The sequence below is a fragment of the Rhizobium sp. rho-13.1 genome (assembly GCF_007000305.1).
Taxonomy (GTDB): domain Bacteria; phylum Pseudomonadota; class Alphaproteobacteria; order Rhizobiales; family Rhizobiaceae; genus Rhizobium; species Rhizobium rhododendri.
In genome coordinates this window covers 72722-87462 of sequence record NZ_SCFL01000002.1, presented here as the reverse complement: position 1 = coordinate 87462, position 14741 = coordinate 72722, and the positions used below count along the sequence as shown (strand labels likewise).

14 protein-coding genes are annotated in these 14741 nt (G+C 66.7%); all 14 read right to left on the bottom strand.

Annotated elements, in window-relative coordinates; translation table 11 throughout:
• Position 1 precedes the first annotated feature (1 nt).
• Complete coding sequence (locus EQW76_RS06890) at positions 2 to 1207, bottom strand: TrbI/VirB10 family protein (RefSeq protein WP_142823698.1); 1206 nt, start codon at positions 1205 to 1207, stop codon at positions 2 to 4.
• Positions 1204 to 2229, bottom strand: a complete 1026-nt coding sequence (gene trbG, locus EQW76_RS06885) for a P-type conjugative transfer protein TrbG (RefSeq protein ID WP_142823697.1) — start codon at positions 2227 to 2229, stop codon at positions 1204 to 1206. The genes EQW76_RS06890 and trbG overlap by 4 nt, the downstream gene beginning before the upstream one ends.
• Entirely contained in the window at positions 2226 to 2909 is a 684-nt protein-coding gene (gene trbF, locus EQW76_RS06880) for a conjugal transfer protein TrbF (RefSeq protein WP_142823696.1), read from the bottom strand. Before trbF ends, trbG begins: the two co-directional genes overlap by 4 nt.
• A complete protein-coding gene (gene trbL / locus EQW76_RS06875; protein ID WP_142823695.1) occupies positions 2909 to 4261 on the bottom strand; it encodes a P-type conjugative transfer protein TrbL in 1353 nt (450 codons plus the stop codon). Before trbL ends, trbF begins: the two co-directional genes overlap by 1 nt.
• Before the next feature lie 3 nt (positions 4262 to 4264).
• Complete coding sequence (gene trbK-alt / locus EQW76_RS06870; RefSeq protein ID WP_142823694.1) at positions 4265 to 4549, bottom strand: putative entry exclusion protein TrbK-alt; 285 nt, start codon at positions 4547 to 4549, stop codon at positions 4265 to 4267.
• A 22-nt stretch (positions 4550 to 4571) separates the two neighbouring features.
• Positions 4572 to 5333, bottom strand: coding sequence for a P-type conjugative transfer protein TrbJ (trbJ, locus tag EQW76_RS06865; protein ID WP_142823693.1), 762 nt, complete (start codon positions 5331 to 5333; stop codon positions 4572 to 4574).
• Positions 5330 to 7768: a conjugal transfer protein TrbE gene (gene trbE / locus EQW76_RS06860; protein ID WP_142823692.1), complete on the bottom strand. Its 2439-nt coding sequence runs from the start codon at positions 7766 to 7768 to the stop codon at positions 5330 to 5332. Before trbE ends, trbJ begins: the two co-directional genes overlap by 4 nt.
• Positions 7769 to 7775: 7 nt before the next feature.
• Positions 7776 to 8057, bottom strand: coding sequence for a VirB3 family type IV secretion system protein (locus EQW76_RS06855; RefSeq protein ID WP_142823691.1), 282 nt, complete (start codon positions 8055 to 8057; stop codon positions 7776 to 7778).
• Positions 8057 to 8389: a TrbC/VirB2 family protein gene (locus EQW76_RS06850; RefSeq protein ID WP_142823690.1), complete on the bottom strand. Its 333-nt coding sequence runs from the start codon at positions 8387 to 8389 to the stop codon at positions 8057 to 8059. The genes EQW76_RS06855 and EQW76_RS06850 overlap by 1 nt, the downstream gene beginning before the upstream one ends.
• Entirely contained in the window at positions 8386 to 9369 is a 984-nt protein-coding gene (gene trbB / locus EQW76_RS06845) for a P-type conjugative transfer ATPase TrbB (RefSeq protein ID WP_142823689.1), read from the bottom strand. The genes EQW76_RS06850 and trbB overlap by 4 nt, the downstream gene beginning before the upstream one ends.
• Positions 9370 to 9537: 168 nt before the next feature.
• Positions 9538 to 9972, bottom strand: coding sequence for a ribbon-helix-helix domain-containing protein (locus EQW76_RS06840; RefSeq protein WP_142824426.1), 435 nt, complete (start codon positions 9970 to 9972; stop codon positions 9538 to 9540).
• A gap of 8 nt (positions 9973 to 9980) precedes the next feature.
• Entirely contained in the window at positions 9981 to 11966 is a 1986-nt protein-coding gene (locus EQW76_RS06835) for a conjugal transfer protein TraG (protein WP_142823688.1), read from the bottom strand.
• 31 nt (positions 11967 to 11997) lie between these two features.
• Positions 11998 to 13734, bottom strand: coding sequence for a VirD2 family relaxase/mobilization nuclease (locus tag EQW76_RS06830; protein WP_142823687.1), 1737 nt, complete (start codon positions 13732 to 13734; stop codon positions 11998 to 12000).
• Between the two features lie 244 nt (positions 13735 to 13978).
• A complete protein-coding gene (locus tag EQW76_RS06825) occupies positions 13979 to 14740 on the bottom strand; it encodes a lytic transglycosylase domain-containing protein (protein WP_142823686.1) in 762 nt (253 codons plus the stop codon).
• Position 14741 lies beyond the last annotated feature (1 nt).

Here is a 14741-nt window from a genome sequence, read left to right as displayed (position 1 = left end):
GCTAGCCTCCGTAGGGTTCGAGCACCAGGTCCCGCGTGACGATGACGCGAACGGGAAAGCCCGGCCGGATCGTGAGCGTCGGCGCGACGTTGAGCTGACGGCGCACGATCTGCTGGCCGGCATCGTTGATGGTGTCTTGCCCGCCGTTGCGGATCGCCTGGATCAGGCGGTCGTCGTCGTTGGTGGCAAGCTCGGCCCCGATGCTGAGCAACGTGGATAGTCCCGCCGCCTTCGCCAGCTCCCACCAATGATAGTCGACGCCGTCTTGCAGGCCCGCGTAGCCCTCGACGTCTGCGCCCGGCTGCCGCTCGAGCACAATGGAGCGTCCGTTCGGGAAGATCAGCCGGTTCCAGACCAAGAGCACGCGGCTTTGACCGAACTGAACGCTGTTGTTGTATTGACCGATCACGCGCGTGCCCTGGGGCACGAGCAGGATACGGCCTGTCGGGCTGTCGTAGATGTTCTCCGTCACCTGCGCTGTGATCTGGCCCGGGAGATCCGAATGGATGCCGGTGATGAGCGCCGCTGCGATCACGGCGCCTGCCTGAAGGATGTAAGGCGACGCCGGCGCGGCGACGCGGTCCGGTGCGACGGTGCGCCGATCGGTTGCCGCGTTGAGGAATGCGAGTTGCCGATCCTGGGCCGATGGGGTGGCGGGTGGCGGCGCGAGGCCGAGGCCGGCGAGGTCTGGCGCAGGCGGCGGCGCGATCGTCGCGGCGCCGGGGCCTGTTGAGGCCATGGGCCGGTTCTCGGTGCCGCTGAAGAGCCTGCTGACGCGGGCGGTTTCGATCTCCTGCAGCCGGCGTTGTTCCTCCGCGCTGAGGCCGGGATTGGGCTGGTTCGGCAACGGCTGGCCACGATTTTGCGCGCCCAGGATGGGCCGCCCAAGATCGCCCGGGAGCGGCGGACCGAGTTGGGGAACGCCGCTGTAATCGCGTGGCAGTCCGGCCAGGCCGTCGGCGGTCGACCGATTGTCGGTCGAGTAAAGTTCGTCTGCGGGCCGCCCGGCATCGCGGGTTTGGAGCGCATAGATCAAGGCACCGCCGATGCCGAGGCTCGCCACGAGTCCCATGCCGGCAAGCACCTTGCGCGACAGCCGGGTGACGCGCGGCGCCTCGGCGCGCAGCCGCATCGGGGCGGCCGCGTCACCGGCCGAACCGGTCAGCGGCCCGTCGCTTTCCTCTTTCCGGGTTTCAGGGTCGCTCACGACCTCGGCCTCCCATCAGTGCGCACGATCCGGACGCGCTTCTGGCGATCGCCCGCCCCGAAGCGCAGCTCGGCAGCCGCGAACAGCCGGTCGACGATCATGTAGTTGGCGCGAACGCGATAATTCACGAGTTCGGAGGTGTTGCCCTCCGGGCCGACGATGAACAGCGGCGGCATTTCGCCCTGACCTATGCCGCGCGGAAACTCGATGAAGACCTGGCGCCCATCATCGTAGGCGCGCAGCGGTCGCCACGGCGCACGGTCGCCTTCGATGGCATAGCGGAAATTGATGTTGGCGAGGTCGACCCCGGTGGCGACCGGACTGCTGGCCTCGGCTTGTGCGTTCTGGCGGCGCAGCGCAATGAGCTGATCCTGCGGATACTGCCAGGACACCGATGCCATATAGGTGCGCTCGGTCGAGCGTAGCTCCATATGATAGGTGCGCAGATTGGTGTTGATGATCAGATTCGTCATCAGGTCGGCGCGGGTCGGCTTCACCAGGATGTGGACTTGGCTGGTCGCGCCCGCGCCGCTCACCGTGTCGCCGATAATCCAGCGGACGGTGTCGCCGGCGGCAACCGGGCCGGAGCCGACCAGTTGCTCGCCCGGCTGAAGGGCGATGTCGGTGATCTGGCCGACCGCGGTGTAGACTTGATAGAGCGCGCCGCCGGTATAGGGATAGACCTGCATGGCGTTGATGAAGCCGTCGCGGACCGGCTGCACGCGCGCGGCGGCGTTGGCCTGATTGACGCGCGCTGTCGGATCGGTGGGTTCGGGTGTGCCGCGGGATGGCTCGACGGGCTTCATCTGTCCAGGGAGCGGCAGAGGCCGTGGCAGCTCGACCACGCGCACAGGAGCCGGGGGATTGGCGCTCAGCGCCGCCGGCACGGCATCATCATAGGAGATTTCCGGCGGTTTGTTCATCGTGGCGCAGCCGGCTAGCGCCGACGTGCACAGCAGGAGAACCGCAAATGTGGAAGTGCGAAAAGCCGGGTTTCCGGCTTTATGGAAAGACGGCTTCATTGCCCAAGCTCCCGTGACCAGTTAATGGCATTGACGTAGATTCCGAGCGGGTTGGCGCGCAGCCGATCGGCGTTGCGCGGAACCTGCACGGCGATGGTGAGGATGGCGGTCCAGCGGGTCGTCTCGGCGAGCTGGCCGTTCTCGTAGCGGCGTTCGACCCAGGCGACGCGGAAGCTGTCGGGCGACGCCCGGATCACGCTGGAGACATCGACCGCGATTTGTTGTCTGCCGACCTTGGTGAAGGGGTCGTTCGACCGCGCATAGTCGTTGAGCGCCATCGCGCCATGATCGGTCGTGAAATCGTAGGCGCGCAGCCAGTTCTGCCGGACGATGATGGCGTCGGCTGGGATCGAGCGGACCTGCTCGATGAAGCGTGCGAGATGAAAGGCAATCTGCGGATCGGTCGGTCGATAGTCCGCGACCGCGGGTGCGACGGCCTGTGTCTGGCCGAGCCTGTCGACCTGCACGACCCAAGGCACGATCGTCCCGCGCGCCGATTGCCAGACGAGCGCTGCCGCGAAGCCGGCGGACAGGAGCAGCGAACCGAACGCCATGAAGCGCCAATTCTTCGCCTGGACGCGAGCGGCGCCGATGCGCTCATCCCAGACCTGAGCGGCGCGCTGGTATGGCGTCTCGGGTTCGGGAGCTTTGCCGTAGTGGGTCGAGGGTCTTTTGAACATCAGTGATCGCCTTCGGAGAGATTGACGGAAGAGCCGCCGCCGTGGCTGTCGCCGCTGCGCACGGCATGGGCGGCCGCGGTGACACCGTGGCTCAAGGCTTGAGAGCGCTTCATGCGGCGGGCCCAAGCTGGTGGCCCGTCAGCAGCGGAGGACTGCGCAGGTTCAGATGCGCTGCCGCCGATCGAACCCATGGTCGATGTGCCGCCGGTGGCGGCGAACACGGACTTGGCGCCGTCGGAGAAGCTCGACTTCATGCTGTCGGCGCCGCGCGAGGCTGCCCGGCGGAGGGGCGAAGCCGCCGCGCCCCCGGCTGCGCGAGCGACCCCGCCCAACCCTGACGCAACGCCCGCCGCACCTGACTGGCCAGCGGCGCCAAGGCTGTAAGCTGTCGAAGCGCCACCCGCCATCGCAGCCCCACCGCGCGCGGCGGCCGCGGCGCCGCCCGCCAGCATCGCGCCACCAGAGGCGACGGCGCCAACCGTCGCGGCTCCTGCCGCCACTATACCGCCCGCTGCGAGTCCGGTTCCGACGGCCGCGCCAGCGCCGAGCTGAGGTCCGCCAGAGACGAGGCCGTTGGCGATACCGGGACCGAAGATGCCAAGGCCGAGCAGCGACAGCGCCGCGAGCACGATCGCCATCGCCTGGTCGATCGTCGGCGTCTGATTGCCGAAGCCGGCAGTGAACTGAGAGAACAACGTAGAACCGATGCCGATGATGACGGCGAGCACCAGCACCTTGACGCCGGATGAGATGACATTGCCGAGGACGCGTTCGGCCATGAACGCGGATTTGCCGAACAGGCCGAACGGGATCAGCACGAAACCGGCAAGCGTCGTCAGCTTGAACTCGATCAGGGTGACGAAGAGCTGGACGGCGAGAATAAAGAAGGCGAGCAGCACCAGAGCCCAGGCGAACAGCAAGCAGGCGATCTGGATGAAGTTCTCGAAGAAGGCGATCCAGCCCATCAGGTTGGAGATGGAATCGAGCAGCGGGCGGCCGGCGTCGAGGCCGGTCTGCGCAACGCGGCCGGGGCGCATGAGATCGTCGACGGTGAAACCCGTGCCGGACGCCTTCAGGCCGAGTCCCGCGAAGCTCTCGAAGACGATGCGCGCGAGGTTGTTCCAGTTGCCGATGATGTAGGCGAAGACGCCGACGAACAGGGTCTTCTTGACCAGGCGCGCCATGATGTCGTCGTCGGCGCCCCAGCTCCAGAACAGCGCGGCCAATGTCACGTCGATGACGATCAGGGTGGTGGCGATGAACGCCACCTCGCCGCCGAGCAGTCCGAAGCCGCTATCGATGTAGCGGGTGAAGACCTCGAGGAATTGGTCGATGACGCCGGTGCCACCCATGGATCACCGCCCGCCGTTGGGCGGCGCGGGTACAGGCGCAACGCCAAGGAAGCGGTCGCGGGTATCGGCCCAGGTGCGCAGGCATTCGGTATCGCGCGCGGCGGCCTCGCCCAGCAGTTGGCACCGCCGCTGCGCTTCGCGCAGCGGATCGGTCGGCGTGTCTTCGCTTGGCCGTGACGCCTGGACGGGCGGCTCTTCCTCTTTCCGCGTCATCTCGATCGCCGTCGCGGTGATGGCGACAGCGACGAAGACGATTGCGCCCAGGCGCGCCAAAAGCTTGCCGTCCATGACATGATCCTCTTGAGGGGCCTTAGTTGCCATTCGGGAACATGCGGGCGTTGCCGGGCTGGTAGCCGCTGCCGGGGGTTAGGAAGCGGCGGCGCTGCTCGCGACCCTGCTCGGCCGCCGCAGCGCGCTCCGCTTCGGACAGCGCTTGAGCCCGTCCGTTCGCGGCGACGACGGCCGTGAGATCGGCGAGCTGCTGGGCCTGGAGCGCGAGGAGCTGATTGCCGGCCTGCGCCGCCTGCAAGGCGCCGGTCGCGCCCTGGCTTTGGCCGATGAGCGCCGACATCTCGGCGCGGTTGGTGTCGATGTTGCCGACGACGCCGGCCTGCACCCGCATGGCGTCCTGCAGGCCGCCGACGGTGTTCTGCCAGCGCTCGCGTGCCTGCGCCACGAGTTGCTGGTCGGAGGCGGACATCGACGCATTGCCGTAGGTGGATGTGAAGGCCTGGTCGATCTGCTGGACGTCGTAGGCGATGCGCTGCGCCTGGCCGAGGAGCTGCTGCGTCCGCTGTACGGACTGCTGCAACCGTTGGAGCGAGGAGTAAGGCAGGCTAGCGAGATTGCGCGCCTGGTTGATCAGCATCGTCGCTTCGTTCTGAAGCGAGCTGATCTGATTGTTGATCTGCTCCAGCGCGCGAGCGGCGGAGAGAACATTCTGCACGTAGTTCGTCGGGTCGTAGACGATCCATTGCGCGGAAGCCGGCTGGACCATCACGGGCGACAGCGCCACGGGGACGGAAAGGATCGACGCGGCAAGAAGCGCCGCGCGTGAGCGACGGAAGATCATGGCTGGGTCTCCAGGTTGTTGAGGTTGGGGATGAGGTCGGCGGCCCAGGCGACGCCGCGCAGACGCAGCCAGGCCGACAGGAATCCTTCGCGGCCGTGCTCCGCCACGACGCGCTCGATCGCGGCCTGATCGGTCTTCGCGGAAGCGGCGCAGAGCGCCAGCGCCACGTCGGACAGACCGAGTTCGAAGAGCCGATTGCCCCGCCGGGATTGGCAGTAGTAGTCGCGCTTCGGCATCGCGCGGGCGAGGATCTCGATCTGGCGATCGTTGAGTCCGAAGCGGCGGTAGATCGCGGTGATCTGCGGCTCGATCGCGCGCTCGTTTGGCAACAACAGCCGGGTCTGGCAGCTCTCGACGATGGCGGGCGCGATCGCTGAGCTGTCGATGTCGGAAAGCGATTGGGTGGCGAAGACGACGGAGGCGTTCTTTTTGCGCAGCGTCTTCAGCCACTCGCGGAGCTGACCAGCGAAGTCCTCGTCATCAAGCGCCAGCCAGCCTTCGTCGATGATCAGCAGCGTGGGGCTGCCGTCGAGGCGGTCCTCGATGCGGTGGAAGAGATAGGCGAGCACGGCGGGCGCGGCGCCCGTGCCGATCAGGCCTTCGGTCTCGAAGGCCTGCACGAAGGCTTCGCCAAGATGCTCGCTCTCGGCGTCGAGCAGTCGGCCATAGGCGCCGCCGACGCAATAGGGCCGAAGCGCCTGTTTGAGGTCGTTCGATTGAAGGAGGACGGCGAGTCCGGTGAGCGTGCGTTCGCCGACAGGCGCGCTGGCCAGCGAGGTCAGCGCCGTCCAGATGTATTCCTTCACCTCCGGCGCGATCGTCACGCCCTCGCGCTGCAAGATCGCGACGATCCAATCCGCCGCCCATGCGCGTTCCGGCACGTGGTGGATGCCGGCGAGCGGTTGCAGTGAGACGCTGTCGGCGGCGCCTTCTGTCAGGCCGCCGCCGAGATCGTGCCAGTCACCGCCCATGGACAGCGCGGCCGCACGGATTGAGCCGCCGAAGTCGAAGGCGAACACCTGCGACCCGGGATAGCGGCGAAACTGGAACGCCATCAGCGCCAGCAGCACGGACTTCCCCGCGCCGGTCGGCCCGACGACGAGCGTGTGACCGACATCGCCGACATGAAGGGAAAAGCGGAACGGGGTCGAGCCTTCGGTCCTGCCGTAGAGCAAGGGGGGTTGCCCGAAATGCTCGTCCCGTTCCGGCCCCGCCCACACCGCCGACAGCGGAATCATATGGGCGAGATTGAGCGTCGAGATCGGCGGTTGCCGGACGTTGGCGTAGACATGGCCCGGCAGCGAGCCAAGCCAGGCGTCGGCGGCGTTGATGGTCTCGGCCATCGCGGTGAAGTCGCGGCCCTGAACGATCTTCTCCACCAGGCGCAGCTTCTCGGCTGCGATGCGTGGATCGGTGTCCCAGACGGCGACCGTTGCGGTGACATAGGCCTGACCGGCATAGTCGGCGCCGAGTTCCTGCAGCGCGAGGTCGGCATCGGCCGCCTTGTTCGCCGCGTCGGTGTCGACGAGCACCGAAGCCTCGTTGGTCATCACCTCCTTGAGGATCGCCATGATGCTCTTGCGCTTGGCGAACCATTGCCGTCGGATCTTGGTCAGCAGCTTGGTGGCGTCGGTCTTGTCGAGAAGGACGGCGCGCGTCGACCAGCGATACGGAAAGGCGAGCCGATTGAGGTCGTCCAGCAGCCCGGGCGTGGTCGCAGTCGGGAAGCCGACGATTGTCAGGATGCGCAAGTGCGCGTCGCCGAGGCGCGGCTCCAGCCCGCCGGTGAGCGGTTGATCGGCCAGCAACGCATCGAGATACATCGGCGTCTCAGGCACGCGCACGCGGTGGCGCTTGGTCGAGACGGTCGAATGGAGATAGGTCAGCGTCTCGCCGTCATCGAGCCATGCACATTCCGGCATGAAGTTCTCGATGAGCTGAAGCACGCGGTCGGTGCGATCAGCGAAGCCGCGCAACGCCTCATGAGGGTCAAGACCGTTGTCGGCCTTGCCTTCATAGAGCCAGCTCTCCGCGCGGGCGGCATCCTCGGCCGGCGGCAGATAGACGAAGGTCAGGAAGTAGCTGGACTCGAAGTGCGAGGCGTCTTCCTCGAAATCCGCCTTGCGTTCGGCGTCGACCAGAGCTGACGCGGCCTCGGGAAACCGGCTTGCCGGATAGGCGCCGGCGCCATGACGCTGCGCTTCGACGAAAATCGCCCATCCCGAGCCGAGGCGGCGGAAGGCGTTGTTGAGCCGGCCGGCGACGGCGACGAGTTCGGCCGGCACCGCGGAGTCGAGGTCGGGACCGCGAAATCGAGCGGTGCGTTGGAAGCTGCCGTCCTTGTTGAGGACGATGCCATCGCCCACGAGCGCGGCCCAGGGCAGGAAGTCCGCGAGGCGGGTTGAGGTCCGGCGATATTCGGCAAGGTTCATCATTGGGGCCTCACGCGCTCAGATGGCCGGGAATGCGCAGGTGACGGCGCACCACGTCGACGAATTGCGGATCGCGTTTGGCTGCCCACACGGCGGCGAAGTGCCCGATCGCCCAGAGGCCGAGACCGACCAGCCAGAGCCGCAGGCCGAGGCCGAGCGCCGCCGCCAGCGTGCCGTTGAGAATCGCGATCGAACGCGGCGCGCCGCCGAGCAGGATGTGCTCGGTGAGCGCGCGATGGACCGGGACGGCGTAGCCTGGCACTTGGCTGGCGCTGTCGATCAGACTCGCCATCAAACGAGCGCTCCGCCGCCGAAAGAGAAGAACGACAGGAAGAAGCTCGACGCGGCGAAGGCGATCGACAGGCCGAAGACGATCTGGATCAGCTTCCGCGCGCCGCCTGATGTGTCGCCGAAGGCGAGTGTTAGACCTGTGATGATGATGATCATCACAGCGATGATCTTGGCGACCGGCCCCTCGATGGATTGGAGGATCGATTGCAGCGGCGCTTCCCACGGCATGGACGAGCCGGAGGCGTATGCGGAGGGCGCCATCATCATGCTGACGACGGTGACGGACACGGCCGTCGCGATATGACGGCGAGCGCGCAGGGCGTAGTGGATCATGCGGGATCTCCTGAGACGGGTTGGGTTGCGGGGATGACGCGGTAGTCGCCGTCCGACTGGAGGCCATCGACGCGGGCGAGTTCTGCGAGGCGACGGGTCGAGCCGCGGCCGGACAGCACCGCGACGAGATCGATGGTCTCGGCGATCAGCGCGCGCGGGACGGTGACGACGGCTTCCTGGATGAGCTGCTCAAGGCGGCGCAGCGCGCCGAGCGCGGTGCCGGCATGGATGGTGCCGATGCCGCCGGGGTGGCCCGTCCCCCAGGCCTTGAGCAAATCCAGCGCCTCGGCGCCGCGCACCTCCCCGATCGGAATGCGATCAGGGCGCAGGCGAAGCGAGGAGCGGACAAGATCGGACAGCGAGGCGACGCCGTCCTTGGTGCGCATGGCCACGAGGTTGGGCGCGGCGCATTGCAGCTCGCGCGTGTCCTCGATCAGAACGACGCGGTCGGAGGTCTTCGACACCTCGGCGAGCAAGGCGTTGGTGAGCGTGGTCTTGCCGGTCGAGGTGCCGCCGGCGACGAGGATGTTGCGGCGGTCCGCGACGGCTTGGCGGAGCACCTCCGCCTGTTCGGCAGACATGATTTCGGCGGCGACGTAGTCATCGAGCGTGAAAACAGCGACGGCAGGTTTGCGGATCGCGAACGCCGGCGCCACCACGACAGGAGGCAAGAGGCCTTCGAATCGCTCTCCCGTCTCGGGAAGTTCCGCCGAAACGCGCGGTGAACCGGAATGAACCTCTGCGCCGACATGATGCGCGACGAGGCGGACGATGCGCTCGCCGTCCGCGGGCGACAGGCGCGCTCCGGTGTCGGAAAGACCCTCGGACAGCCGGTCGATCCAGAGCCGTCCATCGGGATTGAGCATCACCTCGACGATCGACGGGTCTTCCAGGAATCCGGCGATGGCGGGGCCGAGGGCGGTGCGCAACATGCGCGCGCCTCGAAGGATCGCTTCAGATTGCTGGTGAGAAACCGCCATGTCGTCCCCGTGCTGTACGGGACCGCAGATGTGCGGCCCTGGATCGGGGATCAGTAGAAGAGGCAGAAATCAGGGCATGACAACAACCGGAATGGGGTCGTAGTGCTGTGGCGTATAAAGACAGGCCAGCGGCGGAACTGCCAAACTCTTGCGATGCCCGCGCGATGATTATTCCGCGCCCGGGACGCCTACGACGTCTTCCGAAATCTCCTCGCGCAACTTCGGCCCCTTCGCGAGTCGGCGCCCGAGTGCGGCGACGAAGGCGTCGTATCGCTCGCCCGCCTGCGCGCGAGCGGCCGCCTGCGCCGGCTCCGGCAACGGCGGATTGGTGGTGAGCCAGAAGCGGACGAACACCGCTAGCATTTCCACCGAAATGCCGAGATCGCGTTCCATCCGCGTCATGCGTCGATCGAGCTGATCCAACCGCTTGGTGGTCGCGGCTTCCTGGCGCTCGGCAGCGTCGGGCGAGAGGAAGGATGCGATCGCCGCTTCCGCGACCAGCGACCGCGATTGATCGCGACGCGCGGCATGAGCGGCGAGCGCCTTCATGATGTCCGGATCGAGATAGACCGAGAGGCGCTGTTTCTTCGGGATCTTCATGATTGCCACGCTCAGAGGTCCATCCCATCGTTGGGATCGAGCGAGACCTGCCGCGCGACGCCTTGCATGACCTGATTCAGCCGGCCTGCGCGCGCGGCGTCGTCATCGGCGTCGTCGGGTCCATCGAGGTCGAACTCGTTGTCGATCGGCGCCTTCCTCTCGACAGGCTTAACCGCGGTCAGCTCCGGTTGCTGACGCCGTTCGGAGCCGGTCGAGTCGTCGTCGCCGGTACCGTCCTGCCGCGCGGCAGCGTCGAGTTGCGGCCGCGACGGCAATGGCAGGGCGCTCCAATCGTCCGGCTTTCCCGCGGCTAGCCTCGCAAGCACTGGCGGAGGCAGCACGCGCTCCTGAAAGCGGCGGTCCTCGAAGTAGCGCGCCTTCTTCGCGCGGATCGGTGGCGTGCCGGCGACCATGACGATCTCGTCGGCGGGCGGGAGCTGCATCACCTCGCCCGGCGTCAGCAGCGGGCGCGCCGTCTCCGATCGCGACACCATCAGATGGCCGAGCCAGGGGCTGAGCCGGTGGCCGGCATAGTTGCGCATCGCGCGCATCTCGGTCGCCGTGCCGAGCGCATCGGAAACTCGTTTGGCGGTGCGCTCGTCGTTGGTCGCGAAGCTGATCCTCACATGGCAGTTGTCGAGGATCGAGTTGTTCGGGCCATACGCTTTCTCGATCTGGTTCAACGACTGCGCGATCAGGAAGCTCTTGAGGCCGTAGCCGGCCATGAAGGCCAATGCGGATTCGAAGAAGTCGAGGCGACCGAGCGCTGGAAACTCGTCGAGCATGAGAAGCAGGCGGTGCCGGCTTCCCTTCGCCTGCAGATCCTCGGTCAACCGTCGACCGATCTGGTTGAGGATGAGACGGATCAGCGGCTTGGTCCGCGCGATGTCGGAGGGCGGCACGACGAGATAGAGCGTCGACGGCCGCGCGCCGCCAACAATGTCTGCGATACGCCAGTCGCAACGGCGCGTCACCTCGGCGACAACGGGATCGCGGTAGAGCCCGAGGAACGACATGGCGGTGGACAGCACGCCGGACCGTTCATTATCTGATTTGTTCAGCAGCTCACGCGCGGCCGACGCGATGACCGGGTGCGGCCCGGCTTCGCCGAGATGCGCCGTCTTCATCATCGCGGCCAGCGTCGACTCGATCGGCCGTTTAGGATCGGACAGGAAGGCGGCGACGCCGGCGAGTGTCTTGTCGGTCTCAGCGTATAGAACGTGCAGAATGGCGCCGACGAGGAGCGCGTGGGACGTCTTCTCCCAATGATTGCGGCGCTCTAAACTCCCCTCGGGATCGACCAGGATGTCGGCGATGTTCTGGACATCGCGGACCTCCCACTCGCCGCGGCGGACCTCGAGCAGCGGGTTGTAGGCGGACGACTTCGCATTGGTGGGATCGAACAGCAGCACGCGGCCATGTCGGGCGCGGAAGCCGGCGGTGAGCTGCCAGTTCTCGCCCTTGATATCGTGAACGATTGCGGAGCCCGGCCAGGTCAGCAGCGACGGCACCACGAGACCGACGCCCTTGCCAGAGCGGGTCGGCGCGAAGCAAAGCACATGCTCCGGCCCGTCATGACGGAGATAGGCGTGGTCGAACTTCCCGATCACGACGCCGTCGGGCCCAAGCAAACCGGCGGCCCGCACTTCGTCAGCCCGCGCCCAGCGCGCCGAGCCGTAGGTTTCGACATTCTTAGCCTCGCGCGCTCGCCAGACCGACATGCCGATGGCGACCGCGATGGCAATAAAGCCACCTGATGCTGCGATGTAGGCGCCCTCGACGAAAATCGCCGGCGCATAGGCGTCGTAGAAATACCACCACCAGAAAAAGGCCGGCGGATAATAGATCGGCCAGCCGAAGAGTTCGAACCATGGCCGGCCGAGCTGCGGTTGGAAGCCGAGCTGCCAGGCGGTCCACTGCGTTGCGGCCCAGGTCGTGGCGAGCACAATCAGGGAGACGAGGAGAATTTGGCCCCAGAGGATTTTGGTGGCTGACATGGCTGAGTCCCTTCTTGACGAGGCGTGTTGTTCACAGGCCCAGCCCCCGCTTGCGGCCGAAACTCCAATCGATGCCGCCGTCGCTTCGGGCGAGACCGGAGACATGACGGCCGAGCTGTTTTTCGAGCGAGGGCGACCAGGGCACGAGCTGGAAGCCGAGGCCGTCGTCGATCATCGCGAAGCGGCCGGAGGCGAGAGCGATGCGCCGCTGGTAGGCGCCAGCGACATACTCGCCGGTCCCAGCCTTGTTGAATTGGCGCCCGCTCTCCGCCGCGAGCTTCGCGCCGACGGCATCCAGTTCGCGGCGGCGCAGCGTCTCGATCAGGTTGCGGTTGAAGCTGACGCCGCGGCTCTGACGTTCGGCCAGGCCTTGCCCGATCAGATGCTCGGCGCGACGGTCCAGCGCGTCGCGCACCTCCGTCCCGAAGCCGCCGCCGAGCTCAACTGGCTCACGCGCGATGGCCTGCCGGTCGAGCCAGGTCGCACCCGCCGCCGTAATCTGCTGCTCGATCGTGAGGTCCGACCGGATCGCCAGTGCGACGCGCCGATTTCCGTTCGCGTCGTCGAATTTGCGCAGTTCGACGATCGAGCCAGGCGCGCCGTCGCCGGCGGCGTCAAAGTCGGCCAGCTTGATGTGATGGGTGCGGCCGTCCGTGCCGTCGACCACAGCATAGGCGGTGCCTTTCAATTCGTCGTCGAGGCCGCGGGCGACCAGACGGCCGACAACCGGATCGTTCAGGCCTTCACCGGCGAGCACATAGCTGGCGGCGCCGCGTTCGATCCCGCGTTCTGAGAGGCCGCGATGGATTCGCTTGATGATGTCGCCTCGATCGCCCAGCTCGCGCAACGTCGTCTCGGCATTCTCGGACACCGTCCACTGGCCGGAGCCGATCTGTTCGGCGAGCCCGAGCGATTCCAGTTTGCGGAGGCGTCCGACCTTAAGGGCGTGGAATTCGTCGGGCTGCCGGTTGGAATGCGGCGCGAGGTCGATGACGCCTGTGCGATAGCCGTCGCGCGCGAGTTGCCGATCGAGATTGGTCCAGCGCTCGGCGCCGATCTGACGCTCGAGGGTGCGGCGGATGTCGTGATCCGTGCGCGGCCCCAATTCCTGCGTGATCAGATCCCGTGCCCGATCGCGCATTCCTTCCTTGATATAGTCACGGGAGATGACGAGGTTCTCGCCGTCCTCGCGCACGCCACGCATAATCAGGTGGACGTGCGGATGCTCGGTGTTCCAGTGATCGACGGCGACCCATTCGAGCTTGGTGCCGAGGTCCTTCTCCATCTGGCCGGCCAAATCGCGGGCGAAGGTCTTGAGGTCCGACATCTCCACGGCGTCGTCCGGCGAGATGATGAACCGGAAATGATGCCGGTCATCCTCGCAGCGTTCGGCGAATTCCTTCGGATCGGCATCGTCGCTGCCGGGACCGAAGAGCTTGGCCTTCTCTCCGTCCCGAGTGACGCCCTCGCGGCGCAGATAGTTGAGATGGGTGGCGAGCGGCGCGCCACGTCCGGCGTGACGGACGACGCGCGCCTTGACGACGGCGCCGCGCGAGCGGGCGGTGATGAGCCGGTTGGCCTGCACCGATGCGCGCTGACCCCGGCCGAACCGGGAGCGATGGCCCGGCCCGATCATTCCCTTGCGGGAGACCGATCCGCCGGCCCGTTGGGCGGCAGCGAGCGCCTGGGCGATGAAGGGTCTCGCGCGCTGCACGCGCGTCGAGCGGATGCGGCCAGGCCGGATGCGGAAATCGTTCTCGTCGCTCATGGCGGCAAGACCGCACATCGCGCGATGGCGCTGATTTGCTTATGAAATCGCCGAAGCCGCAGGCTGCGCCGAAGAGGCGCACCTCGCGAATTCGCTACGTAAGCCATTGAAAAAGCACGACCGAACCGAAGCGCACATCGCGCCCCTTTATCCTGCCATCGTGCGGTTGTGTTGCCCTGCTTCCCCCGCCACGCACTCCATGATGCGCTGGAGCCCGCCAGACCGCGATCCGGGAGAAGCGCCGTCATCGCGGGCCTCCACCATCCGAGCGCGCCACGAACAGGCCCGAGGATTGCGGGACGATCGCGGAAGTCTCGCGCGTCGGAGCTGCTGCCGGAGCATCGTCCGGAGGATTTTCCGTCTGCGCTCGATTGACAGCGGTGATGCCGTCAGCGCGCGTGATGAACAACGGCGCGCGAGTCCAGGCGGGAGGATCAGCCGCGGCGACGGTGATTGCACCGGGCAGGTCACCGCCGCCGAAGGAGGGGACCAGCGCGGCCACATATGCGCGGGTCTCGGCCGGCAACGGGCGGCCCGCGAGATACTCTTCGTAGCGCCCTGGTCCCGCGTTATAGGCCGCAAGAAATCCCGGCGAACCGTAGCGATCATACATCTCGCGCAAATACGCCGCGCCGGCCAGGATGTTGTCGCGCGGATCGTAAGGATTGCGCCCGAGCCTATGGCGGACGCGCAGCTCCGCCCACGTATCCGGCATGATCTGCATCAGGCCCATCGCGCCAGCAGGGGAGATCGCATGCACATCGCCAGCGCTTTCCGCGCGCATGACGGCGCGAATCCACGCGGCCGGGATGCGAAAGCGCTGTGCGGCCTCTTCAATGTAGGTGGCAAACGGATGGGCCGGCGCCGTGCGCATGGCCGGTGCATTCTGAGCGTTCGCTGTGGCGTTGAACGGCGCACCGAGGAGCAGGCCGGAAAGAAGAAGGATGGCTGTCAGTCGGACGGCATTTGGCCGCCCGACGACAGTTTGTTGGCGCGGGCCGAACATC